The 24,688-nt window shown below is 62.0% G+C and carries 24 protein-coding genes and 1 tRNA gene; 12 read left to right on the top strand and 13 right to left on the bottom strand.

Going from position 1 to position 24,688, the window contains the following annotated elements; all coding sequences use genetic code 11:
- Positions 1–77 precede the first annotated feature (77 nt).
- Positions 78–953 (top strand): hypothetical protein, encoded by an 876-nt coding sequence (locus M0654_RS18615; protein ID WP_248684366.1) that lies wholly within the window; start codon positions 78–80, stop codon positions 951–953.
- Positions 954–1,125: 172 nt separating this feature from the next.
- A complete protein-coding gene (locus M0654_RS18610; RefSeq protein ID WP_248684365.1) occupies positions 1,126–2,820 on the top strand; it encodes a hypothetical protein in 1,695 nt (564 codons plus the stop codon).
- Between the two features lie 78 nt (positions 2,821–2,898).
- Here M0654_RS18610 and rpsA read toward each other — a convergent pair whose 3' ends face one another.
- From rpsA to M0654_RS18595, 3 genes are all read right to left on the bottom strand, one after another.
- Positions 2,899–4,605 carry a 30S ribosomal protein S1 gene (rpsA, locus tag M0654_RS18605; RefSeq protein WP_118851231.1) on the bottom strand — a complete coding sequence of 569 codons (1,707 nt, stop codon included), beginning with the start codon at positions 4,603–4,605 and terminating at the stop codon, positions 2,899–2,901.
- A gap of 139 nt (positions 4,606–4,744) precedes the next feature.
- The gene (cmk, locus tag M0654_RS18600) at positions 4,745–5,371 is read right to left on the bottom strand and encodes a (d)CMP kinase (RefSeq protein WP_248684441.1); all 627 of its coding nucleotides are present in this window, start codon (positions 5,369–5,371) and stop codon (positions 4,745–4,747) included.
- 21 nt (positions 5,372–5,392) lie between these two features.
- Complete coding sequence (locus M0654_RS18595; RefSeq protein WP_248684364.1) at positions 5,393–6,034, bottom strand: FMN-binding negative transcriptional regulator; 642 nt, start codon at positions 6,032–6,034, stop codon at positions 5,393–5,395.
- 226 nt (positions 6,035–6,260) lie between these two features.
- Here M0654_RS18595 and M0654_RS18590 point away from each other — a divergent pair, with 226 nt between their 5' ends.
- Both M0654_RS18590 and M0654_RS18585 read left to right on the top strand, forming a co-directional pair.
- On the top strand, positions 6,261–6,647 hold the full coding sequence (locus M0654_RS18590; protein WP_248684363.1) for a TIGR02300 family protein: 387 nt from the start codon (positions 6,261–6,263) through the stop codon (positions 6,645–6,647).
- A gap of 158 nt (positions 6,648–6,805) precedes the next feature.
- A tRNA-Ala gene (locus tag M0654_RS18585) sits at positions 6,806–6,881 on the top strand.
- A gap of 26 nt (positions 6,882–6,907) precedes the next feature.
- Here M0654_RS18585 and M0654_RS18580 read toward each other — a convergent pair.
- The 7 genes from M0654_RS18580 to M0654_RS18550 form a co-directional block, all read right to left on the bottom strand.
- Positions 6,908–7,192, bottom strand: a complete 285-nt coding sequence (locus M0654_RS18580; RefSeq protein WP_248684362.1) for a hypothetical protein — start codon at positions 7,190–7,192, stop codon at positions 6,908–6,910.
- A 93-nt stretch (positions 7,193–7,285) separates the two neighbouring features.
- Positions 7,286–8,296 (bottom strand): ABC transporter ATP-binding protein, encoded by a 1,011-nt coding sequence (locus tag M0654_RS18575; protein WP_248684361.1) that lies wholly within the window; start codon positions 8,294–8,296, stop codon positions 7,286–7,288.
- Between the two features lie 14 nt (positions 8,297–8,310).
- Positions 8,311–9,372 (bottom strand): Gfo/Idh/MocA family protein, encoded by a 1,062-nt coding sequence (locus M0654_RS18570; protein WP_248684360.1) that lies wholly within the window; start codon positions 9,370–9,372, stop codon positions 8,311–8,313.
- Positions 9,369–10,208 (bottom strand): carbohydrate ABC transporter permease, encoded by an 840-nt coding sequence (locus M0654_RS18565; protein ID WP_118851224.1) that lies wholly within the window; start codon positions 10,206–10,208, stop codon positions 9,369–9,371. The genes M0654_RS18570 and M0654_RS18565 overlap by 4 nt, the downstream gene beginning before the upstream one ends.
- Before the next feature lie 12 nt (positions 10,209–10,220).
- Positions 10,221–11,171 carry a carbohydrate ABC transporter permease gene (locus M0654_RS18560; RefSeq protein WP_248684359.1) on the bottom strand — a complete coding sequence of 317 codons (951 nt, stop codon included), beginning with the start codon at positions 11,169–11,171 and terminating at the stop codon, positions 10,221–10,223.
- 200 nt (positions 11,172–11,371) lie between these two features.
- Entirely contained in the window at positions 11,372–12,622 is a 1,251-nt protein-coding gene (locus tag M0654_RS18555) for an ABC transporter substrate-binding protein (RefSeq protein WP_248684358.1), read from the bottom strand.
- Between the two features lie 23 nt (positions 12,623–12,645).
- Positions 12,646–13,560 carry an N-acetylmuramic acid 6-phosphate etherase gene (locus M0654_RS18550; protein WP_248684357.1) on the bottom strand — a complete coding sequence of 305 codons (915 nt, stop codon included), beginning with the start codon at positions 13,558–13,560 and terminating at the stop codon, positions 12,646–12,648.
- Positions 13,561–13,765: 205 nt separating this feature from the next.
- Here M0654_RS18550 and M0654_RS18545 point away from each other — a divergent pair, with 205 nt between their 5' ends.
- From M0654_RS18545 to nagA, 4 genes are read left to right on the top strand one after another with little or no spacing between them, the layout of a single operon-like run.
- Entirely contained in the window at positions 13,766–14,653 is an 888-nt protein-coding gene (locus M0654_RS18545) for an N-acetylglucosamine kinase (protein WP_248684356.1), read from the top strand.
- On the top strand, positions 14,650–15,414 hold the full coding sequence (locus tag M0654_RS18540; protein WP_248684355.1) for a GntR family transcriptional regulator: 765 nt from the start codon (positions 14,650–14,652) through the stop codon (positions 15,412–15,414). The genes M0654_RS18545 and M0654_RS18540 overlap by 4 nt, the downstream gene beginning before the upstream one ends.
- Before the next feature lie 16 nt (positions 15,415–15,430).
- Complete coding sequence (locus M0654_RS18535; RefSeq protein ID WP_248684354.1) at positions 15,431–16,462, top strand: SIS domain-containing protein; 1,032 nt, start codon at positions 15,431–15,433, stop codon at positions 16,460–16,462.
- Positions 16,459–17,631 (top strand): N-acetylglucosamine-6-phosphate deacetylase, encoded by a 1,173-nt coding sequence (nagA, locus tag M0654_RS18530; protein ID WP_248684353.1) that lies wholly within the window; start codon positions 16,459–16,461, stop codon positions 17,629–17,631. Before M0654_RS18535 ends, nagA begins: the two co-directional genes overlap by 4 nt.
- Here the strand turns inward: nagA and M0654_RS18525 are convergent, their stop codons facing one another.
- The 3 genes from M0654_RS18525 to M0654_RS18515 all read right to left on the bottom strand — a co-directional run bounded on the left by M0654_RS18525 (position 17,632) and on the right by M0654_RS18515 (position 20,273).
- Complete coding sequence (locus M0654_RS18525) at positions 17,632–19,023, bottom strand: sensor histidine kinase (RefSeq protein ID WP_248684352.1); 1,392 nt, start codon at positions 19,021–19,023, stop codon at positions 17,632–17,634.
- Positions 19,020–19,697 (bottom strand): response regulator transcription factor, encoded by a 678-nt coding sequence (locus M0654_RS18520; protein ID WP_118851217.1) that lies wholly within the window; start codon positions 19,695–19,697, stop codon positions 19,020–19,022. Before M0654_RS18520 ends, M0654_RS18525 begins: the two co-directional genes overlap by 4 nt.
- A 69-nt stretch (positions 19,698–19,766) precedes the next feature.
- Positions 19,767–20,273 (bottom strand): DUF1993 domain-containing protein, encoded by a 507-nt coding sequence (locus M0654_RS18515; RefSeq protein ID WP_248684351.1) that lies wholly within the window; start codon positions 20,271–20,273, stop codon positions 19,767–19,769.
- A 151-nt stretch (positions 20,274–20,424) separates the two neighbouring features.
- Here M0654_RS18515 and M0654_RS18510 point away from each other — a divergent pair, with 151 nt between their 5' ends.
- From M0654_RS18510 to M0654_RS18495, 4 genes are all read left to right on the top strand, one after another.
- Positions 20,425–21,495, top strand: a complete 1,071-nt coding sequence (locus M0654_RS18510) for an ABC transporter substrate-binding protein (RefSeq protein WP_248684350.1) — start codon at positions 20,425–20,427, stop codon at positions 21,493–21,495.
- Between the two features lie 215 nt (positions 21,496–21,710).
- Positions 21,711–22,655 carry a Bug family tripartite tricarboxylate transporter substrate binding protein gene (locus M0654_RS18505; protein WP_248684349.1) on the top strand — a complete coding sequence of 315 codons (945 nt, stop codon included), beginning with the start codon at positions 21,711–21,713 and terminating at the stop codon, positions 22,653–22,655.
- Complete coding sequence (locus M0654_RS18500; RefSeq protein WP_248684348.1) at positions 22,652–23,146, top strand: tripartite tricarboxylate transporter TctB family protein; 495 nt, start codon at positions 22,652–22,654, stop codon at positions 23,144–23,146. The genes M0654_RS18505 and M0654_RS18500 overlap by 4 nt, the downstream gene beginning before the upstream one ends.
- 21 nt (positions 23,147–23,167) lie before the next feature.
- The gene (locus tag M0654_RS18495) at positions 23,168–24,685 is read left to right on the top strand and encodes a tripartite tricarboxylate transporter permease (protein ID WP_248684347.1); all 1,518 of its coding nucleotides are present in this window, start codon (positions 23,168–23,170) and stop codon (positions 24,683–24,685) included.
- Positions 24,686–24,688 lie beyond the last annotated feature (3 nt).

Raw genomic sequence — 24,688 nt, 5'->3', positions numbered from 1 at the left:
CAGGCAGGCGCGGTTAAAGCCTGATTAACCGTCGGAACCTATGGTTCCTGGTGGTTCAATCAGACCGGGACCCGCCGATGTTGTTTCCGACCCAGCAAGCTCATGGACTTGCCGCCACCTCGCAGATGCAGTCGATGCTCGACAGCATTGAGGAGCAGCGCAAGCGCGAGGAAGAACAGCGGACCGGCAAGGAAAAGGACCGCCTTCTCGAAGCGCGGATCAGCGCCAGCGAGGACGCCAAGCGGGCGCGGGAAAAGATCGCCTCTGGGCTTTTCGGTTCCAACCAGGCCGACGCCAACCAGTTGAAGATGGATCTTCTGGAGCGGCTGGCAAAAAAGCTCGGCCTCGACACCGACGAAGCGCGCTCCTCGTTCAAGTTCGGCAAGGCGGTGGAAGACCTCGTGAAGGACATGCGGCCGGACCAGATCCGCGCGCTTTCCGACGATATCGGACTTTCCGAACTCGATATCACGATGGACACGCTGATTGCAGCGATCAAGAGCCCCTATGGCGACGACAGCGAGCGGCTGAAGGACGCGCTGACGAGAAAGGTCAACGGCGGCAGGATCGACGCTGACCTCGGCCGCGTGCTGCAGCGGATGGACGATGTTGCCGATCCAAAGACGCTTGAGGAACTGAAGCTTGGGCCGCAGGGTGGCGACCCGGCCCGCGTGGAGGATGGTGAAGCGCGCGCCGAGCGACGCGAGGACATCAAGGCCGCCGAGGCGGGCCGTAACCTGGAAGAGGTGCGCAAGCTGCAGGAGGCCGTGAGGCAAGACAACGAAAACGGCTTGCCCTTGGCTGATGACGCCGACGCTGCGGCCCCGGTGACAGACGAAGCCATGTCGGTGGATGACGAGGCGGAAGCTGAGAAGAAGACCGACGGGATCGTGCCAGTCTACGTTGACGAGATCGGTCTCTACGAACTTCGGGATCGCAAGCAGGCGGCTTAAGCTGCCCCTGCTTCCGTTTGTAAATTATTAACCATGCCTGGCCAGAATGGGCGAATCCATCGGCATCGGGTACGCCATGAGGCGTTACGGTCGCAACGCCGTTTCGTTGCGATAAAACAGAGTGATCGCTTAGCCGAGCTGCCATTATCGTCGCCAACAGAAGGAGCGACCGATGCTGCCTCTGGTGCGTACCACTTCGACATCTTTCTCCGAACAGCAGCCCTTGCCGCCGCACACGTTGTTGCGCCAGCGAATGGGTGCAAACGCGCCGGCACAGGAAGCGGTCGTCAGCCTGTCGAACGCGCTGTCCGGTGGTCGTAGCAATGCGCTGGCGCTTTCGGCGCAGGTGCAACTCGCGCAGGGGACTTCGGTGTTTGCCGAAACGGTTGGCCGGCTGATCAAGCTGCCACGGCGCGAAGGCGAGACACTTTCGGATTACACCAAGCGGCTGTTCGAGGCGATCAAGGCGCTGAACCCGGCAGAGCGCGCCACAGTGGAGCGCAGCCTGAACCAGCTGGTGCGCGGTATCACGCTGCAGTTGCTGAACCAGGTGCTCGCCAACCCGGCCGGACCGGAGGCGGCTCGGTTTGCGGTGAACCTCGAAACTGCAAAGCTTCTCGAAGGCGATCTTGCCGCCAAGGCGGCCGTCAATTCCTACCAGCAGAACGGAGGCGCGGAGCCTGCACCCGGTACGGCGCCGCGCGTGGCAGCCAATGCCCCGAAACCGGTAGATGCAACACGGGCGGACACGACGGCGCCAGCACAGAATGCTGCGCCAACAGCGCAGGCCAGCAACGCCATCAAGGCGGCGGCTAGTCCATCGGCCACTTCGGCATTCGCTGAGCTTGCGGCAGAGGCCGCACAGGCGGATGAGGCGCCGGTGCCGCAGAATTCCTCCCCCACGGGGGAGACCGTCGATGACCTGCCTGATGGCGCAAAAGCCGATGCAGCTGCCGCCAAGGCTGGCCAGGTTGCAAAGCAGGCTCTGGAAGGTCGTGCGACGCCAGCCGGCGGTCGCCCGGTGCCGGCCACCGTTACGACGCCCGAGACTGGAAAACCGGCGACTGCATTACCGGCATCGACACCGCAAGGTACACCTAAACAGGCTCACACGGCCCAAGTCGCCGATCCTGGTCACCTACTTTACGAACAGGCGGGTGAAGAGTGGTCGCTCGAGCCGAAACGGCAGGAACAGGCAGCCGCCGCGCGCCTGCCCGAGCATCGCGGTGAAGCCCTGCGTAAGACGCCCGCCGACAAGGCATCAATCTCCGCGGTGGCGCAGTGGCTGGCAGAGGCCTTTGACGAAGACGGTTTTCCAACGGTTGCCACAGCGGCAGCATCCAGGAATGCTTCCCCTGAACAACAGGCGTTGCGGGCACTTCTGAATGCGGACCAGCCCGCGGCAGAGGCGGCACAGGCACGCGCCACAGCGGCCGATGGCCAGGCGGGCATGCGCCCGCCGTCAGCTACTGCATCGGAAAACTCGGCCGACGACGTGTCTCCACAGGCCACCCGTGCGCAGCAGGACGCCACAGCCATGCCGCGTCCCGTCACGACCGAGGTGTCCGACAAGATGGTGGTGCCGATGACGCTGCCGCCTGTCATGCGTGACGGCGTGCCGCTCGCTTATGTGCCCTATCCGCCGGAAGAGCGGGAGCGGGATCCGGAAGAGCGCAAGACGCGCGCCGTGTCGGCCACCGATGAAGATGGCGAGAGCCAGCAGGGCCAGGATGGCCAGGCGTTTCATCACGCTGAGGAGGATGACCGGCAGGACGAGCCTGAGGCGGATGCTTCAGAAGATAACGAGGAAACTGACAGCTCCTCGCCCGCCAACGATCTTTACTGGCGCATGGCCGGCTGGGCTTGATCAACCCGAAGCCTGAAAAGCGGACATGAAAAAACCGCCGGACCTGGGTCCGGCGGCTCTTATTATTCTTGGCGTGGATTACTCGGCGTTGTTGCGGTTCTTCAAAGCCGCGCCGAGGATGTCGCCGAGCGAAGCGCCCGAGTCGGACGAACCGAACTGAGCAACTGCTTCCTTCTCTTCTGCGATCTCGAGAGCCTTGATCGACAGCATGACCTTGCGGTCCTTCTTCGACCAGTTGACGACGCGGGCGTCGAATACCTGGCCAACCGAGAAACGCTCCGGACGCTGATCGTCACGATCGCGGGCCAGGTCGTTGCGGCGGATGAAGGAGGTGATGTCCTCGTGGTTGACGAGCTTCACTTCCACGCCACCGTCGTTGACGCCGATGACTTCGCAGGAAACAACAGCATTCTTGCGCAGTTCGCCCGAAGCTGCGGCTTCGCCAACAGCGTCCTTGCCAAGCTGCTTGATGCCGAGCGAGATACGCTCCTTCTCGACGTCTACATCGAGAACGACAGCCTTGACGACGTCGCCCTTGTTGTATTCCTCGATGACCTGCTCGCCCGGACGGTTCCAGTCGAGGTCAGACAGGTGCACCATGCCGTCAACATCGCCTTCAAGGCCGATGAACAGGCCGAACTCGGTCTTGTTCTTGACTTCGCCTTCGACTTCAGTGCCAGCCGGATGCGTGTAGGCGAATGCCTGCCACGGGTTTTCCAGCGTCTGCTTGAGGCCGAGCGAGATACGGCGCTTCGACGGGTCGACTTCGAGAACGACAACGTCAACATCCTGCGTCGTGGACAGGATCTTGCCGGGATGTACGTTCTTCTTGGTCCAGGACATTTCGGAGATGTGGATCAGGCCTTCGATGCCCGGCTCCAGCTCAACGAACGCACCGTAGTCGGTGATGTTCGTGACGGTACCGGAGATCTTCTTGCCGACCGGATACTTGGCCGAGATGCCATCCCACGGATCCGACTCGAGCTGCTTCATGCCGAGCGAGATGCGGTGGGTTTCCTGGTTGATGCGGATGATCTGAACCTTGACCTGCTGGCCGATGTTCAGGATTTCCGACGGATGGTTGACGCGGCGCCATGCCATGTCGGTGACGTGCAGCAGGCCGTCAATGCCGCCGAGGTCAACGAACGCACCGTAATCGGTGATGTTCTTGACGACGCCGTCAACAACCTGGCCTTCTTCGAGGTTCTGCACGATTTCCGAACGCTGCTCGGCACGCGATTCTTCAAGAACCGTACGACGCGAAACAACGATGTTGCCGCGGCGCTTGTCCATCTTGAGGATTTCGAAGGGCTGCGGGTTGTGCATGAGCGGGGTAACGTCGCGGATCGGACGGATGTCGACCTGCGAACGCGGCAGGAAGGCAACGGCGCCGTCGAGATCGACGGTGAAGCCACCCTTGACCTGATTGAAGATAACGCCTTCAACGCGCTCACCAGCTTCAAACTTGGCTTCGAGCTTGACCCAGCTTTCTTCGCGGCGAGCCTTCTCGCGCGACAGAACGGCTTCGCCGAGTGCATTTTCGATGCGCTCGACATAGACTTCGACTTCGTCGCCGACCTTCAGCGAACCGTCCTTGCCCTTTGCACCGAATTCCTTCAGCGCGATGCGGCCTTCGACCTTGAGGCCGACGTCAACAACGGCCATGTCCTTTTCGATCGCGGTGACGCGACCTTTCGTGACGTAGCCTTCTGCCAGATCGTTGGAAGCGAAGGATTCTTCGAGGAGGGCTGCGAAGTCCTCCCGCGTGGGGGTTGATACTGCCATAAAATCTCCTGGAGTGCCGCGGGGGCACATAGCGCGCCGGGGGTTCGAGTTGTACATGCCCAAAGACTCAAGTCCGCCTCTCTCATCAAACAGGGAGGCAATCCGGCGCGGGGACTGAGCTTCGAGCTATTCTGGAATGCTATTTCTTCAAGGCAGCATCGATGATGACCTTCGCCGCCTGAAACGCCGCCTCTATACTCATTTCCGACGTATCTAGCAAGTGCGCATCCTCGGCGGGCCGCAAGGGGCTGTCGGCGCGCCCCATGTCGCGCTCGTCGCGCTTTTGCACGTCGGCGAAGATCTCGGCGAAATCCGCCTCGCCGCCACGGCTGAGGATCTCGTCGTAGCGGCGTTTCGCCCTGACTTCGGGAGAGGCGGTGACGTAAAGCTTCACCGCCGCATCGGGGCAAACGACGGTGCCTATGTCGCGACCGTCGAGCACCGTGCCGGGCTTGCGCTGGGAGAAGGTGCGCTGCGCTTCGACCAGCGCGCGGCGAACTGCGGGCATCACGGCAATCTTCGAGGCGGCCTCGCCGATTGCATGCGCCGACAGGATGTCGCGATCCAGGCCGGCAAGCTCGACTTCGCGAGCAATCTTTTCCGCCACCTCTTCATTGTCGAGCGGCAGGCCAGCATCCAGCAGCGCCTTGGCGGTGGCGCGATAGGTCAGCCCGGTATCCAGATGCTGGAAGCCATAGGTCTCGGCGATCTGGCGCGACAGCGTGCCCTTGCCGGCTGCCGCGGGCCCGTCGATGGCGATAATCATTCCTGCGTTCACTCTTTCACCTTATGAAATTCGCATTGCGCCGTAGCGGCGCACCAGTTCTGCCATGCCATCGCCGGCCTTTAGCTCGTCTAGGCCTGCGGCAACCCCTTCCCGGTCACCGGCGGACCGGTTCTGGCTGACTTTCCACTTGCCGTCGATATCCGTGATCTCGATTTCGATGCCGACGATGCCCTTTAGCTGCGCGCGGACGAAATCCCGCGGCGCGTCACTGACGGCCCAAGGCTCGGGACGATCGCTCTCATGCTGACGGGTGATAGCCTCGACCTGCGCCAGCAGCCAGTCGGCATCCTCGATGACACGGGCAGTGCCGCGAACCTGCACGATGGCATAATTCCAGGTCGGCACGACTTTGCCGGTCTCCTGCTTGGTCTGGTACCAGGATGGCGTCACATACGAGTTTGCGCCCTGGAAGACGGCAAGCACTGGCGCACCATCGCGGATCTCGCTCCATTGCGGATTTGCCCGGGCAAGATGCAGCCGCAAGGTGCCCTTGTCCGATGCTCCGGCGTCAAGATGGCAGGGAACCGGATTGGCGGTGAGGCCGGAGGCGCCGGCCGTGATCAGAAGGGCGAGCGGATGGGCGCGGATCAACGCGTGCTGCGTGGCAAGATCGTCTTCACGAAAATGCGGCGGCTGATACACGTCCTGTCCTTCCCGATGATGCCTTGTTCCCAAAGGCTCTGCCGATGGGGCTGCCTAGCACAAAGCCGTCAGGCGGTCATCACGCGGTGGTTGATGGGCCTCATGAAAGTTTGTCTTTGACATCATAGTGCTCAGGCCTTATGGGGACCGGCTTAGATTTTCACCGAAATTAGCCGCTCATCCGGCGGCATGCCGATATTATCGGCCATCCCATGAGGCTCTGACTGTGGCAAAAGCGGAACTCGGCACCAAGCGCACCGACCCCGATACCGGCAAAAAATTCTACGACCTGAACCGCGATCCGGTTGTATCGCCCTATACCGGCAAGTCCTGGCCGCTCTCCTTCTTCGAAGAAAACAGCGCTGCCAAGAAGATGGAACAGGCCGAGGAAGAGGACGTCCAGGAAGTCGATACCGAAAACGCCGAGATCGAAATGGTTTCGACCGACGATAACGACGACGGCAACAGCGGCGACGACATCCCCGATATCGGTGACGACGACGTTGATCTCGGCGATGACGACGACGATACCTTCCTCGAAGCCGACGAAGACGAAGATGATGACGACGTTTCGGGCATCATCGGCGTTGGCGGCGACGACGACGACGTTTAAGCGATTTTCGCTTTTGAGCCCGGCAATTAGATAAAAATTGGCGGGCTCTCAAATTTCGGCTTGCACTCTTTCCGAACCGGAAGTAAGAAGCCGCCACTCCCCCGGACAAAGCGCCGAACGGAGTTTCCCAGGGCCGGAATATACCGGACCACCCTGATGGGGCTATAGCTCAGCTGGGAGAGCGCTTGCATGGCATGCAAGAGGTCAGCGGTTCGATCCCGCTTAGCTCCACCAATTTCCCAAGTTCGTGAAATGATTGCTTAACGGGCAAGCATCGGTGCGTGCGGACGCCGGGCCGGAACGCATTTCGGCGTTTGTTTCGCGAGCCGTTGGGGTTTTCCTCGAAAAACCTTCTTTTCCGCTGCCTTCTTTTCCAGTTCGACCGCGCGATGGTTCGCATAGCCGTTGAGCGAGGCTTCCTCGATAAACTGCTGGCGACGCGCCTGGGCGATCTGGTAAACGATGGTGGCGAAAAGCCCTGCCATTCCTGCCATCAGCGCGATGATGAGCGATAAAGCGAACATGAGCGCCTCCTTGAGGATCATAACGCTTATATCGGTGGAAAGTTCTGCCCTTCCCAGATGGCCCCGTTCAACTCGGGGCCCGTCCGTTCACATCGGCGCGACCGAACCCCAGTCCTAGCGCTCGGTCACAATGGCGCGGTCGCTTGCGTCGAAGCGGTGCAGGTGCGCCCTGTCGGGGGTGGCAAAGACGATGTCATCGGGGGCATAGGCATGCTCGCCGAACAACCGAACCGTCAGCAGGCCGGTCTGCTCTGTCTCCAGGTAGACGATCGTGTCGGCGCCCAGGTGCTCCACGTGAATCACCTTGCCCTTCCATTCGCCGCTGTCGCGCGACAGGGCGATGTGCTCGGGACGGATGCCGATCGTCTTGGCGGACGAATCGCCTAGGCGCTCGGCCGGGATGAAGTTCATCTGCGGCGAGCCGATGAACCCTGCGACGAAGATGTTCGCCGGCCGGTTATAAAGCTCCATCGGCGAACCGACCTGCTCCACAGCACCCGCGTTCAGCACGACGATCTTGTCGGCCAGCGTCATCGCCTCGACCTGGTCGTGCGTGACATAGATCATCGTCGCCTTGAGGCGGCGATGGAGACCTGCGATCTCCAGCCGCGTCTGGACGCGCAGCGCCGCATCGAGGTTCGACAGGGGTTCGTCGAACAGGAAAAGCTTGGGTTCGCGCACGATGGCGCGCCCGATCGCCACCCGCTGGCGCTGGCCACCGGACAATTCCGCCGGACGGCGGGCGAGATACGGATCAAGCGACAGCATGGCGGATGCCTTGGCGACGCGTGTCTCGATCTCTGCCTTGTCGGTCCCCGCCTGCTTGAGTCCCAGGCCCATATTGTCCTTCACCGTCAGGTGCGGGTAAAGCGCATAGGACTGGAAGACCATGGCGATGCCGCGTTTGGCGGGCGGCGTGTTGACCACCTCCGCGCCATCAATGCGCACGCTGCCCGAGGTTGCGTCCTCAAGACCCGCGATCACCCGCAGAAGCGTCGACTTCCCGCAGCCCGATGGACCGACGAAGATGACGAACTCGCCATCGGCGACCTCAAGGTCGATGCCCTTCAGCACCTCGTGGGTGCCGAAGGCCTTGCGGATGGATTGGAGCTGGAGAGAACCCACAAGCGTTTCCCTTTTTACAGACGTACAGGCTGGCCGGTGCGGACGCTTTCATCTGCTGCAAGGCAGATGCGCAGCGACTGGACCGCATCGTTCATGTGCCGCGTCAGGTCGATATCCTCGCGGATTGCCTTCAGCACATAGGCTTGTTCGAGGTCGCAAAGCTTCTGGTGATCCGGCTCGCCGCTCATGGAAAGATCCTGGTCGGGGCGGATGAAGGAGCCATCCGGTCCGGTTTCGGCGGAATGGACACGGATCACCGAGGTCTTGGTATGGGTGTCGATGTCATCCGACTTGGCGTTGGCATCGACCAGGATCGAGACCGAACCCTTGGGCGAAATGATATCCTTCACGAAAAAGGCCATTTCCGACATCATCGGGCCCCAGCCTGCCTCGTACCAGCCGACCGAGCCATCCTCGAAGAGCACCTGCATGTGGCCGTAGTTATACATGTCCGGCCCGACTTCGTCGGTCATGCGCAAGCCCATGCCGCGGACCTCGACAGCCTTGGCATCGGTGATCTGGCACCAGACATCGACGTAATGCACACCGCAATCAACGATCGGCGGGGTGGTCTGCATCAGCGCCTTGTGGACGTCCCACTTGGAGCCGGAGGACTGCTGGTTGAGGTTCATGCGGAAGACGTACGGGGGACCGAGACGACGGGCCTCCTCGATGAGCCGCATCCAGGACGGATGGTGGCGCAGGATATAACCGACGACGAGCTTGCGGCCATGCTTCTTCGCGGCCGCCACGACGCGTTCCGCATCGGCAACGGTGGTCGCGAGCGGCTTTTCGACAAAGACGTCGCAACCCGCCTCAAAAGCCATGACCGAATAGTCGGCATGGCTATCGGAATAGGTGTTGATGGAGCAGAGCGCCGGCCTGGTTTCCTTCAGCGCCGGCTCGAACTCCGGATAAAGCGGATAACCCTGGAGTTCCGGCGGCAGCTCGCGCTTAGAGCGGTTGACGAGGCCGACGATCTCGAATCCCGGGTTGTTGTGATAGGCGAGCGCATGGCTCATGCCCATATTGCCAAGGCCGGCGACGAGGACGCGGATGGGGGTATTCGAATTCACTTGACGGCTCCAGAGGTAATGCCGCGGATCAATTGCCGCGAGAAAATGACATAGAGGACCATGACGGGCAGGATGGCGAGCGAGAGTGCCGCCAGCACCGCATTCCAGTTGGTCACGTATTGGCCGATGAACATCTGCGCGCCGAGCGTCACCGTCTTGGTGCTTTCGCCAGGCGCCAGGATGAGCGGAAACCACAGGTCGTTCCAGATCGGGATCATGGTGAAGACCGCCACCGTTGCCATGGCTGGACGGACCAGTGGCAGGACGAGACGGAAGAAGATGGAATATTCCGACAGGCCATCAATGCGGCCGGCATTCTTCAGGTCGTCGGAGACGGTGCGCATGAACTCAGACAGGATGAAGATCGCCAGCGGCAGGCCCTGCGCGGTATAAACGAGGACGAGCGAGGTCAGCGTGTTGACGAGGCCTGCCGAGACCATGCCCTGCAGGATGGCGACGGTGCCAAGCCGGATCGGGATCATGATGCCGAGGGCCAGGTATAGCCCCATCAGCGTGTTGCCGCGAAAGCGGTATTCCGACAGCGCAAAAGCCGCCATTGCGCCGAACAGCAGCACGAGCGCGATAGATGCGACGGTAACAATCAGGCTGTTCTGGAAATAGCCGACAAAATCCCCCTGCTGCAGGACCGTCTGGTAGCCGATCAGGCTGAAGGTCGACGGCGTGGGCAAGGCCATCGGCTCACGGAAGATCGCGTTGCGGCTCTTCAACGAGTTGACCAGCGTCAGGAAGACGGGAAAGAGCGCCAGCAGCGTGTAGGACAGGAGCGCCAGATGGATGAGCGCGGAGCGAAGCGGGGCTGAGCGTGCCTTGGACATCAGATCCGCCCTTTAGAACTGGTAACGGCGCATGCGCCGCTGGATGACGAAAAGATAAAGCGAGACGCCGGCGAGGATGATGAGGAACATCACCGCGGCAATGGTGGCGCCCATGGAGCGGTCGCCGAGCTGGTTCTGGAAACCGAAGAAGGTGCGGTACAAGAGGGTACCTAGAATATCGGTCGACCCGTTCGGGCCACCAAGCGCACCCTGGACCGTGTAGATCAGGTCGAAGGCGTTGAAATTGCCGACGAAGGTCAGGACCGAGATGATGCCGATCGAGGGCAGGATAAGCGGCAGCTTGATCTTCCAGAATTGGCTCCAGCCGGTGATGCCGTCACATTCCGCCGCTTCCAGAACTTCATCCGGGATGTTGAGGAGGGCGGCATAGATCAGCATCATCGGGATGCCGACATATTGCCAGACCGAGATGAGCGAGACGGTGATCAGCGCCGATTGCGGCTTTCCAAGCCAGGGCGAGAAGGCCCATTTGAGGCCGACCCAGTCCATCAGGCTCGGCGCGATGCCCCAGATCGGCGACAGGATGAGCTTCCAGATGAAGCCGACGATGACGAAGGAGAGCAGTGTCGGCACGAAGATCGCCGAGCGATAGAAGCCGGCAAACCGCAGGCTCGGCACCGACAGCATGGCGGCGAGTGCAATGCCAATCGGGTTTTGCACCAGCATGTGGATGATGAAGAAGATGACGTTGTTCGACAGCGCGTTCCAGAAATCTGCCGACAGGCGCGGATCGGTAAACAGGACGCGGAAATTGTTGAAGCCGACGAAGGACAACTGGCCTTCGACCATGTTGAAGAGCGAAAGCCGCAGCGTCTCGATCAACGGCAGGATCATCACTGCCGTGTAGACCAGGAAGGCCGGCGCGAGGAAGACCAGGACGTGCCACCGGATGGGGCGCCGCACCGGAGCGATCGCGGGATCGGTGCTGTCGGTATCGCTCATGGATCTGGTTCCGGTATTTCTATTCAAGACGTTTGAGATGCCCCTCATCCGGCTGCCGCCACCTTCTTCCTGTCAACCGGGGAGAACGGATATGCCGCGCCCTCTCCACCTATTCTCGAAGATCAGAGTTCGCTGCCCAATTCCCCTCTCCCCGTATGCGGGGAGAGGGTCAGGGTGAGGGGCTATCGTGGATAACGACGTTACTTCGCCGGCTTGTACCAGCTGTCGAGGCCCTTCTGGGTCTCTGCGCCGGCTTCTTCCGGGGTCTGCGTGCCGTTGATGACATTGGCTGAGACGCGCCACATTTCCAGATCGAGGTTCGGCTGGCCGCGGCCGACGATGGCTGCGCTCGGGCGGATGGTCGGCTTGCAGTTTTCACGCCAGGAGACGAATTCCTGCGCCAGTGCATCGTCCATCTTCACCGCGGTGGAGTTGAGGCTGAAGAAGCCCGGCAGTGCGTTAGCGTAAAGTTCGGCAAATTCCGCGGAAGCAACCCATTCCAGGAATTTCTTCGCGGCCTCCGGGTTCTTGCCCTTGGCATTCAAGCCGATGCCAATGTCGTTGTGGTCGGAGATGTAGCAGGTGTCGCCAGCGTTCTTTACCGGCGGCGGGAAGGCGCCCATCTCGAAATCGGCCTGGGCACGGAACGGTGCGATTTCCCACGAACCGGCCGGATAGATGGCGGCGCGTCCAAGCGTGAAGAGGTTCTGGCTGTCCGGATAGGTCTGGGCTTCGAAACCATCACCGAGGTAAGGCTTCCACTTGGCAAGCGTTGCATAAGGCTCGACCCACTGCGCATCGGTGAGCTTCTGTTCGCCGGCGATCAGCGCCTTGCGGCCTTCCTCACCCTTCCAGTAGTTCGGACCAATGTTGTAGTAGCCCATGGTGGCGGCTTCCCACTGGTCCTTGGTGCCCATGGCGAGCGGGATGTAGTTGCCGTCCGTCTTGAATTTTTCCAGAACCGCGAAGAACTCGTCTTCGGTCTTCGGCACTTCGACGCCGACTTCCTCGAACGCCTTCTTGTTATAGATGAAGCCGTGGATGACGGACGCCATCGGCACGCAGAAGGTGGTTTTGCCGTCGTCGGTGGTCCAGGCGGACTTTGCGGTGTCGGAGAAGTTCGACATGCCCGGCAGGTCGTTCAGTGCTGCGAGCTGGCCCTTCTGGAACATGCCAAGCGACAGGTCGAACGGACGGCAGGTGATGAGGTCGCCGGCGGTACCCGCTTCAAGCTTGGCGTTGACGGCCGAGTTGTATTCGGTCGGCGCCATCGGCGCGAAGGTGACCTTGATGTCGGGGTTCTTTGCTTCAAACGCCGGGATGATCTTTTCCTGCCAGATGGACAGGTCGTCATTGCGCCAGCTTTCGATCGTCAGGTTGGTCTGTGCAAAGACCATGCCCGGCGCCAGCACCGTCGTGGCGAAAAACACACCCTTCAAAATGCGAGTCATGATGTTCTCCCTCTTCTGCGCCTTCAGGCGCGCTTCATGGAACTCTTTTTCAGCTGTATTTCTTTAAGCGCGGTGCGAAGCAATCCGCCATTCTCGGCTAGCATCGCCCGCGCCTCCTCGGCATGCTCGACGCCAGCGGCGAGCAGCACGGCAACTTTCACCGAGCCGTCAGCGGCATCGACCCAGATCCGCGCTTCATCGAATGGAACCGCACCGATGTCGGCGACCATGCGAGCAGCGCGGATACGCAGCTTCTCATTATCGGCACGCAGGTTGACCATGTGGCCGTCATGCACGTGGCCAAGCTTGATGGCCGCGAGCGTCGACAGCATGTTGAAGGCGATCTTCTGCGCCGTGCCGGCGCCCATGCGGGTGGAACCGGCAATGACTTCCGGAGGCGTTGCGAGCAGGATCGCCACATCGGCATCACGAAACAGCGGCGCGCCGGGATTATTGGCAATGGCAACGACGCTTGCACCATGGCGGTGGGCAGTTTTAGCGACGGCCAAGGTGTAAGGCGTGGTGCCGCTGGCGGAAACGCAGAGCACACAGTCACCGGCTTCGATTACCGCGGCATCGCGTTCGCCAAGTTCGGCATCGTCTTCCGGACCGCCCGGAATATCGGCGACCTGCGGCAAGCCACCCGCAAGCAGGATGGCGATGCGGTCAGGCGAGATGCCATAGGTACCCGGCAGTTCCATGGCATCCGCGGCGGCCATCAGGCCTGCGCTGCCGGCGCCGGCATAGACGAGCTTTCTGCCCGCTCTCAAGGAGGCCGCGACCCGATCTGCTGCTTTCGAAATCTCAGGAATGGCCGCATCGACGGCTTGCGACGCCGCCTGCTGGCCCTTGGCGAGGAGCGCAAGGATTTTCCCCGGAGGCAGGCGATCCAGCCCCTCCGCTTTCCCATGTCGTGCTTCGGTGGCTTTTTCGCTCATCCGATTTCTCCCTCTCTACAATTGATGCCAAAAAAATACCAATTGTCCAGAGGGAAAGTTGAGTGGGATGAACAGAAAGCCGACGTGAGACGCCAGTCGCAATAAATTCGCAGTTCGCTCAACCTGTTAGAATCGCATCTCTGCAACAAATAAAAACAGGCTTGGCTATTGGTGTTGTTTTGGTATTGTTGTGTCGGAGGTCTTCATGACGCGCTATTTCCTGGGCATTGACGGCGGCGGCACCAGTTGCCGGGCAGCGCTGGCAGACGAGACTGGCCGGATCATAGGCCGGGGCAAAAGTGGTGCCTCCAATATCCTGACCGACCCTGACACGGCGCTGCGGCATATCGAGGAAGCGTCGCGCCGCGCCTTCGAGGAAGCCGGACTGGTACCGCACCTCGCTTCAGCCTCCTCCGTGCTTGGCCTTGCCGGCAACAATGTCGGCGATGCCGTAAGCTATGTTTCGGCGCGTCTTCCCTTCCGGCAGTCTGACATCGTGTCAGATGGCGTGATCGCGCTCCAGGGCGCAATCGGCGACGAGGACGGCGCGATCGGCATCGTCGGTACTGGAACGGTTTACATCGCGCGCCACCAGAGCAAGCTGCATTCGATTGCCGGCTGGGGTTTCCAGGTCAGCGATCTCGGCTCCGGCGCGCGGCTGGGGCAGATGGCGCTGCAGGAAAGCCTGCTCGCGCATGACACAATCCGCCCGCTGACGGACCTCACACGAGCGATCCTTGCCGAATTCGGCAACAACCCGGAAGCCGTGGTGGATTTTGCCCGATTGGCGAAGCCTGGCGACTTCGGGCGGTTCACACCAAAGGTTTTCGAACATGCGGCACGTGGCGACGAAGCGGCGCTGCGCCTTCTGCGCCAGGGTGCCGCCTGCATTGATGAAGCGCTCGATGCCGTTGACCGGCTGACGCGGAACACCGGCCGGCTCTGCCTGCTTGGTGGTCTCGGGCCGCTTTACCCGCCCTATCTTGCCGAACGTCATCGTGGCCGAATTTCCGCTCCGCTTGCCGATGCCCTGACCGGCGCGGTGGCGCTCGCCATCCAGACCTTTGGACGCAAAGAGACGCTCACGGCATGAACGAGACGCTCTCCGCATTGCTGCCGCTTCAGAGCCTGCAATCTGCGGGGACCGGACCGCTTTATGTGAAGCTGCGCCGGAGCCTCGAGGAGGCGATCCGATCCGGCCGGCTGGAGCACGGACATGCCTTGCCGCCCGAACGCGATCTCGCGGACTACGCCAATGTGAGCCGCGTCACCGTGCGCAAGGCGGTGGATGATCTGGTCCGTGATGGGCTTCTGACCCGAAAACATGGCTCCGGCACCTTTGTCGTGAAGCCGATGCCGCGGGTCGAACAGCCGCTGACGAGCCTGACCTCCTTCACGGAAGACATGGCGCGGCGTGGGCTGTTGACGCGTTCCGAATGGCTGGAACGGGGGTTGTTTCACCCCTCGCCCGAGGAAATGATGATGCTGGGGCTGGCGCCCGGAACCAGGGTGGCGCGGCTCGGGCGCTTGCGCATGGGAAACGACCTGCCGCTTGCCATCGAGCACGCCAGTATTTCCGCCGAGTTCTTGCCGGATCCGATGTCTGTCACAGGTTCCCTTTATGCCGAGCTTGAGAAGAAGAACGCCCGGCCGGTGCGGGCCATCCAGCGTATCTCCGCCTGCAACATGAAGAACCCGGAAGCCGGGCTGCTGGCGGTTCCGGTAGGGGCGGCGGGACTGTCGATCGAGCGGGTTTCCTACCTCGCTTCCGGCCGCGTGGTGGAACTCACCCGCTCGCTTTACCGCGGCGATGCTTATGATTTCGTGGCCGAGCTTTCGCTTGGCTCCAAATGACGACAAGGATGATGCAATGCAGACCAACATGACGAATATGCGCCAGGAGATCGACGAGATACCGGAAGCGGCAGCGCGACTTCTGGATGGTTCGGCCGCTCAGCTTGCTGCCGCCGGTCTGGCATTGCGGGAGAAGGATCCAGCCTTCCTGATCACCATTGCGCGCGGATCGTCGGACCATGCCGCCACCTTCATCAAATACGCGATCGAGTTGACGGTCGGCCGTCCGGTTGCCTCGCTCGGGCCGTCGCTCGCCTCGATCTATGGCAAGACATTGAAGCTCGATGGCGGTGCGGCGATTGCCATTTCGCAGTCGGGGAAGAGCCCGGACATCGTTGCCATGGCCGAAGCTGCTACCAAATCAGGCGCCTTGACCGTTGCGCTCACCAACACGCTGCCTTCCCCGATCGCCAGTGCATCGAGCCATGCCATTGATATCAATGCCGGGCCGGAACTTGCCGTCGCTGCGACAAAGTCCTTCGTCAACTCCATCGTCGCTGGCCTCGCGCTGCTTTCGGAATGGGTGGATGACGAGGCGCTGAAGGCGGCCGTGCGCGCGCTGCCGGGTCACTTCGAGAAGGCCGTGAAGCTCGACTGGAGCGCGCTTGCGCAAGAATTGGGTGATGCGGAATCGCTCTACATGCTCGGTCGCGGCCCCGCCCTTGCCATCGCCAGCGAAGCGGCACTGAAGTTCAAGGAAACCTCCAACATGCATGCGGAAGCTTATTCCGCGGCGGAAGTGCTGCATGGTCCGGTGGCGTTGGTGGAAAAGCGTTTCCCCGTCGTGACCTTTGCGGCGCGTGACGCTGCGGAAGGTTCGGCACTCGAGGTTGCCGATAGCCTCGCGGCCAAGGGGGCGCTTGCCTTCATCACTTCGAACGGGGCGAAGACGGCGCACAAGCTGCCGTTCATCGAAACCGGCCACCCGATCACCGATGCACTTGCGCTGATCCTGCCTTTCTACGGCTTCGTGGAAGCCTGGTCCCGCGCCAAGGGCTTCAATCCGGACGCACCGGTTGCGCTGAAGAAAGTGACGGAAACGTTATGAACGAGCCAAGCACCAGCAGAACGGCGATTGTCGGAGCCCGCATCTTCGACGGGACCTTTTGGCACGACGATTCCGCGCTTCTGATCGAAGGCGGAAAGATCAAGGCGATCCAGCCGGTCGCCGAGCTTGAGCCTGACATCAAGACGGTCGATGCAGGTGGCGGCATGGTCGTGCCCGGCTTCATCGACCTGCAGGTGAATGGCGGCGGTGGCGTTCTGCTCAATGAAGACCAGAGCGTCGAGGGCCTGCGGCAGATCTGCTCGGCACATGCCAAGTTCGGCACGACGAGCCTTCTGCCGACGCTCATCACCGATACCTACGAGACCACCCGCGCCGCGGTGGAAGCGGGCAAGCAGGCGAGTGCGCAGCGCGTTCCTGGTTTCCTCGGGCTTCACCTCGAAGGACCTCATCTTTCGATCGCTCGCAAGGGCGCGCATGATCCAAAGCTGATCCGGCCGATGGAAGAGAAGGACATCGAGCTGATGCTCTCCTGCAAGGGAGCCTTTGGCGCGATGATGATCACGATCGCGCCGGAAAACGTCACGGTTGACCAGGTGCGGCGGCTGGCAGACGCCGGCTTCATGGTGAGCCTTGGTCATACCGAGGCAGGTTACGAGACGGCGAGGCAATATGCTAAGGCCGGCATCCGCACCGTAACCCACCTGTTCAACGCCCAGAGCCCGCTCGCGCACCGCGAACCTGGAATGGTCGGCACGGCGCTTGATACCGGTTCGCTTTACGCTGGCATGATCTGCGACGGCGTGCATGTGCATCCGGCCGCGATGGGTATTGCGCTTCGCGCAAAACGCGGGCCGGGCAAGATCTTCATCGTCACCGATGCGATGTCGCCGATCGGCACCGACATGACGAGCTTTACGCTGAACGGACGCGAAATCCTGCGGCAGAACGGCCGTTTGACGCTGGCGGACGGCACATTGGCGGGCGCCGATATCGATATGATCTCGTCGATCCGGCTCGTGCACCGCGAACTCGGCCTGCCGGTCGAGGAGGCACTGCGCATGGCCTCCACGTATGCGGCGGAAGCGGCCTGGCTTTCAGAGCGCAAGGGCGCGCTGCGGCCGGGGCTCGACGCGGATTTCGTCCTGCTGACCGACGACCTGCAGATGAAGAGCACCTGGATCGACGGCCAGAAGGTGCATCAGGAATAATCAGGAGCGCTCGGGAAACCGGAGCTCCACCTTCAAGCCCCTGCCCGCGTGGCCGTCGGACAGGGAAAGCCTGGCGTTGTGCAGCCGGGCAATGTCTTCCGCGATCGGCAGGCCAAGGCCTGTGCCGGCATGATCCGTTCGACCGCCGCGGTCGAACCGTTCGAGCACCGCATCGCGCTTGGCAGGAGGAATGCCGGGACCATCGTCCTCGACTTCCAGCACGGCCACCTGGTTTTCCCCTCGCACCCGCACCGTGACTTCCGCCCCGCTGCCGGCATAAAGCAGCGCGTTGCCGATCAGGTTCTTGATGAGTTCGCCGATCAGCAGCGGTTCTGCCAGAACAGATACCTCGTCCTCGCCTTCAAAACCCAGATCGATCCCGGCGTCAGCCGCGGCCGGAATGTGATCGGCGGTCGCCTGGCGAGCCAGCGCCGTCAGATCAATCACCTGCATTGCGGTCGAGCGTTTCGCCGCATCGATCTTTGCCATCAGCAGCAGTTGCGCGAGGATACGTTCGGCATCGGCAACCGCCTCGTCGGCCTTGCGCGCGGCATCCTTTGCGTCCTCCAAAGTCGGGGCGCGGGCGGCGAGCGCCAGCTGCGTGCGGATGATCGTCAGCGGGGTGCGCAACTGGTGGCTGGCATTGCCGGTGAAGTGGCGCAGAGCGTCGAGCGCGTTTTCAAGCCGCACCATGAACGAGTTCACGGTATCGACCAGGCCTTGGACCTCATTCGGTACACGCTCGTCGATCGGGTGAAGATCGTCCGGGCTACGCTCCGCAATCGCCTCGCTGAAGCGGTAGAGCGGCCGCAAGGAAAGCGTGACGGCAACCCAGACGATGGCCGCAGCACCGAATATCATGAACAGCAGGCGCAGCGCCGAGCGGATGAGGATGGTCTGGGTCAGTTGCTGGCGGGCAATGGTGGTTTCGGCCACGGTGACAATGAAGGGCACGGAATTGATACCGGTAGAGGCGGAGCGGGCGAGCGCCGCAATGCGGATCGGCTCGCCGCGGTAATGCGCATCCTCGTAAGCCGCCGCTTGCCCTTCACGACGTGGAATCGACGGCAGGTCGCCATAGCCGGTGATGAAGTGGCCGGGCGGCCCGTCCACGCGATAAAAAACCCGATCCTGCGCCGCCGATGTCAGCATCTCCAGCGCGACATAAGGGATGTCGACCTGCAGCGAGCCGTCTTCGGCAACGACGACACGTTCTGCGATTGCGAGCGCCGACCCGGCAAGAACACGATCGGAGACTTCGTTGGCTGTATCGACCGCCTCATCCCAGGTGTCGATCATGGCGATCGTGCCGATGAAGGCGGTGGCGAGCAACAGCCAGGCCAGCAGCCAGCGGCGCAGGGAATAGGTCGGGGACCGCGGCGGCGCCATCATGAGGCGGGCGCGAGCATTTCGAGGTAATATCCAATGCCGCGGGCGGTCTTCACCGTCAGGCCGTGTGGCGCGAGGCGACGCCGAAGCCGGCTGACATATTGCTCGATCGCATTGGCCGAAAGGTCTTCGTCAAAACCGGTGAGCGAGCCGACGATCGCATCCTTGGAGACGACCTTGCCGGCGCGCAGAAACAGCAGTTCGAGCAGGGCGACTTCGCGGGCGGGAATATCGAGCGGCACGCCATTGCTCGAAAAGCTGCGCGAGGTGAGGTCGAAAGTGACGCCGCCATAATTGACGATCGAACTCCGCAAGCCCGCCTGACGGCGCAGCAGCACGCGGATCCGCGCCTCGAACTCGGAAATATCGAAGGGCTTGATCATGTAGTCGTCGGCACCGAGATCGAGCCCCCTCACCCGCTCTTCCGGGGTGCCTCGCGCCGTCAGGATCATCACGGCCGCCTTGTTCTGGCGGGCGCGCATCATGCGCAGCACGTCCAAACCGTCCATTTCCGGAAGGTTGAGATCAAGGATGACAAGGTCATAAGCCTCGGCGGCCACCACCGCCTCCGCCGATGCGCCATCCGCAACCGCATCGACAGCATAGCCGCTGCCGCGCAGGATTGCCGTCAGCCCTTCGGCCAGAGCCTGATTATCCTCGACCAGAAGAATGCGCACGAAATGCCCCGTTTCGCCGGCGATTATACCGGATGAAGCGGGGATGTCACGGCTGGGGCGGACAGATGGTTACGCGCGGCCGAGATAGTCCATCTTGCCGACCGGCACCCCCTTGTGGCGCAGCAGGTCATAGGCCGTCGTGACGTGGAAGAAGAAGTTCGGCAGCGCGAAGTTCAACACGTAACTGGTGCCGGTGAAGGTGGTGGAACCGGTACGGGTGGTGAGCACCACTTCGGCATCTTCACGGTTATCCATGCTGGCACGGTCGACGCTTTTCAGGAACTCGACGGTCCTGGCGATGCGGGCATGCAAATCAGCGAAGGTTTTTTCGTCATCGGCCATCGGCATGTTCTCGACCTGGCCGAGCCGGACCACGACAAACTTGGCGGTGTCGCTGGCGCGCTGAACCTGCGCCGTCAAAGGGTGCATGTCCTCAATGAGGCGAGCGCCAAGTAGCTCCTCATGCGCCATGCCTTTTTCGTCCGCGAAGGCCTCGCCCTTCTTCAGGATCTCGGTGAGGTTGGCGAAGTTGCGCAGGAAGACGGGGATCGTGACATCGTAGAGCGAAAGCGACATGGGTCGAAACCTCGGGTTCAAGTGGCGCGCTGGCTTGGCGCAGGCGGTGCAGAGGTAGGCAGAGGATCGATAAATACAAGCGGTGTGGCGTATCGGCGGAGGCGCTCGTTCAGCTTGCCCACCACGCGCCGATGAGGCATTCTTCGCGCCCATGAAAAGGCTCCTGTTCCTTTCGCTTTGCCTTGCGCTCCTGCCCCTGTTTGCCGCAGCCGATACAACGGTGTTTCCAGCCCTGTCGGGCCGGGCCGACGCACCCGTGCTGACGGTATATTCGTCGCTCGACGCGCCGCTTGCGAAGCCGATGATCACCAGTTTCCAGGCCGCCAATCCGGATGTCGCGGTGCGTTACGAGGACATGCTGACCGGCGAGATCTATGATCGGATCGTGCGGGAAACGGATGCTGGACAGAAGACCGCCGACTTTGCCTTCTCCTCCGCCATGGACCTGCAGGTGAAGCTTGCCAATGATGGTTATGCGCAACAGAGCGACCTGCCGAACAGCGGGCTCTGGCCAAGCTGGGCGAACTGGCGCAACACAGTCTACGCACTGACCTTCGAGCCGGCCGTCTTCGTGTACCACAAGCCGAGCTTCCAGGACCGGCCGCCGCCCTCGACCCGCGCCGAGTTCGTACAGTTCCTGAAGGAGCGCGGCGACGCTGTGCACGGGCGGATCGGCACCTATGACATCGAGCGGTCTGGCGTTGGCTTCCTGTTCATGTCACGGGACCAGGAGCAGTTCGGCGACATCTGGTCGGTTGTCGGCGCCATGGGCAAGGCTGGCGTCAAACTCTACTCAACAAGCGGTGCGATCCTGGAACGGGTGGCCGACGGACGCTTCCTGCTGGGCTACAACATCGTCGGCTCCTATGCCGCAGACTGGGCGAAGCACGACCCGAATGTCGGCATCGTGCTGCCGAAGGATTATACCGTCGTGATGTCGCGCATCGGGCTGGTGCCGCAGGCAGCAGCCTCCCCCGAGCTTGGAAAGCGTTACTTGCAGTTCTTCATGTCGAAGGAGGGCCAGACGATCATGGCCCGCGAACTGCAAATCCCGGCGGTGAGCCCGGAAGTGGCCGGCAACAATACGGCCACGACCATGCGCGAAATGCTGGGCGGCCAGTTGAAACCGGTTCCGGTGAGCCTCGGGCTGATGGTCTATCTCGACCAGGTGAAGCGCGCCCGGCTCATCTCGCGTTGGAACGAGGTGCTGCGACTGCAGTAGCAAATCGGGCATTTCCGTGGCATCCTCGTGAACAAGCGGCGCGGGATGTCAGGTTGATGTCAGCTTTATGTGATCGCTTAGGCGCATTCGGCCCCGTTTGGAGGCGGGACCCGATTGCGGAGGATGACAGGCAGGCTTCCAGCCTTGCAAACGCTTCACCGCCGCATGTCAAATAATGTCGCGTCAACTCAAGACGCTCAACGGAGGACACATCCTTGAAACATTTCATCCTCGCATCCATTCTCGCGGGCGCCATCGCTCTTCCGGCTGCTGCAGCCGACTACACGATCATGGCTCCGGCAGCGCCTGGCGGCGGCTGGGACCAGACGGCCCGCACGATGCAGACGGCCATGCAGCAGGAGAAGATCTCCGACAAGGTGCAGGTCATGAACGTCCCGGGCGCGGGCGGCACGATCGGCATCGCGCAGTTCGCAAGCCAGCAGAAGGGCAACCCGAACGCGCTGATGGTTGGCGGCTACGTCATGGTCGGCGCGATCCTGACCAACAATTCTCCCGTCACGCTGAAGGACGTCACCCCGATCGCTCGCCTGACCGGCGAGTATGAAGTGATCGTGGTTCCGGCGGCTTCCGAAGTGAAGACCATGGCCGACCTCGTCGAAAAGCTGAAGGCTGATCCGGGCGCGGTTTCCTGGGGCGGCGGTTCGGCCGGCGGTACCGACCACATCACGGCTGGCCTCGTTGCCAAGGCTGCAGGCGTCGACCCGACCAAGGTCAACTACATCGCCTTCTCCGGCGGCGGCGAAGCGCTTGCTGCTATCCTTGGCGGCCAGGTGACGGCCGGCATCTCCTCCTATGGCGAATTCGAAGGCCAGGTGAAGGCCGGCGCGCTGCGCGTCCTCGCCATCTCGTCCGACGAGAAGATCGAAGGCATCGACGCCCCGACGCTGAAGGAATCCGGCCTCGATGTCGTGATCCAGAACTGGCGCATGGTTGCTGCTGCCCCGGGTCTTTCCGACGAGCAGAAGGCAGCTGTCACGGCTGACATCGAAAAGCTCGCCAAGTCCAAGACCTGGCAGGACAACCTGAAGACCAAGGGCTGGATCGACACCTACCTCTCCGGCCCGGAATTTGAAGAACAGCTCGCCAAGGACATCACGGCGACTGAAGCCATCCTGAAGGATATCGGACTGGTTAAATGAGCCTGGACCACAACGAACAGACACGTTCGCAGCGCCGCCCTGATTGGGCGGCGCTTGCTATTGCCGCCGTGCTTGCCATCATGGCGGCCATCATCTTCTTCGATGTCGCCCGCCTGCGCGACATGGGCGGCTATTCGCAAGTAGGACCGGCCACGGTTCCCGACTGGATCGCCATCGTCCTGATCGGCCTTGCCATCTGGACCGTCGTTGCCTCCTTCAAGGGTGACTTCCCGCAGCGGGAACGGCAGGAAATCAAACCGGTCGCCTGGGTGGTCGCAGGTCTCCTGGCGCAGATGGTGCTGATCCGCCTCGTCGGCTTCTCGATTGCCACGGGCGTCCTTTTCGGTCTTGCTGCAGCAGGTTTCGGTGCGCGCCGGATCTGGATCAGCATCCCGGTCGGCATCGTCCTCTGTTTTGCCATTTACTGGCTCTTCGCCGTCGTCTTGCAGCTTTCCCTGCCGGCAGGCCCCCTGGAAAACCTGATCCACTGATCGGGCTTCGAGATTGAGATCATGAGCACATTCGACTTCCTTATGCAGGGTCTGGTTTCGGCTATGGAGCCGATCAACCTGCTTTACGCCCTCATCGGCGTGACGCTGGGCACCATGGTCGGCGTCCTGCCCGGCATCGGCCCGGCGACGACCGTGGCGCTGCTCTTGCCCGTGACCTATCAGCTCGATCCGACCGGATCGCTGATCATGTTCGCCGGCATCTATTACGGCGGCATGTATGGCGGCTCGACGACCTCGATCCTGCTCAACACGCCGGGCGAAAGCGCCTCGATCATCACCGCGCTTGAGGGCAACAAGATGGCCCGCGCCGGGCGCGGCGGTCCGGCTCTTGCGACGTCCGCCATCGGCTCGTTCGTGGCCGGCCTGATCGCGACGCTCGCGCTTGCCTTCGTTGCCCCCTACATCGTCAAGCTGGCGCTGGTCTTCGGGCCGCGTGAATATTTCGCGCTGATGGTTCTGGCCTTCGTCACCGTTTCCTCCGCCTTCGGGAATTCTGCCCTGCGTGGGTTGACGTCGCTCTTCATCGGCCTGGCCCTCTCGCTTGTCGGCATCGACCAGCTGACCGGCCAGAACCGCCTTTCCTTCGGCGTCCCGGACTTGCTCGACGGCATCGAAGTCACGACCATGGCGGTTGCCATGTTCGCGATCGGCGAGACGCTGTTTATCGCCGCCCAAGGCGCCCAGGCACCCGACAAGGTCGAGGCCATCCGTGGGTCTGTCTGGATGACCGCGAAGGACTGGGCCCGCTCCTGGAAGCCCTGGCTGCGCGGCACCGTGATCGGCTTCCCGATCGGCGCCATGCCGGCCGGCGGCGCCGAAATCGGCACATTCCTTTCCTATGCCGCTGAAAAGCGCCTTTCGAACCACCCGGAAGAATTCGGCAATGGTGCGATTGAGGGCGTTGCAGGTCCGGAAGCTGCCAACAACGCATCGGCTGCCGGTACGCTCGTGCCGCTGCTGACGCTTGGCCTACCGACCTCGGCGACCGCTGCCATCATGCTCGCCGGCTTCCAGCAATACGGCCTGCAGCCGGGTCCGCTTCTGTTTGCGACCAACCCGCAGCTCGTCTGGGGCCTGATTGCCTCGTTGCTCATCGCCAACCTGATGCTGCTGGTGTTGAACCTGCCGCTCGTCGGCCTCTGGGTCCGGCTGCTGACCATCCCCAAGTCATGGCTTTATTCCGGCATCCTGGTGTTTGCGACGCTCGGCACGATCGGCGCCAACCCGTCGGTCTTCGAGCTTGGCATGCTCCTGGTCTTCGGCCTCGTCGCCTATGTCATGCGCGTGTTCGACTACCCGATCGCGCCTGTGATCGTCGGCCTGATCCTCGGCCCGCTTGCAGAACAGCAGCTTCGCCGGGCGCTGTCGATCAGCCAGGGCGACGTGACGACACTCGTGCAGTCGCCGATCGCAGCCGTGCTCCTGGGTCTGGCAGCCATCGCACTGATCCTGCCGCTGGTGCTTCGCCTGCGCGGACGTGGCAATGTGCTGACCCAGATGGCGGCCAGCGAAGACTAAGGT

The organism is Neorhizobium turbinariae, assembly GCF_023223505.1.
Lineage (GTDB): Bacteria > Pseudomonadota > Alphaproteobacteria > Rhizobiales > Rhizobiaceae > Neorhizobium > Neorhizobium turbinariae.
The sequence above is the reverse complement of the archived record's forward strand: the minus strand, read 5'-3'. Positions and strand labels throughout refer to the sequence as shown.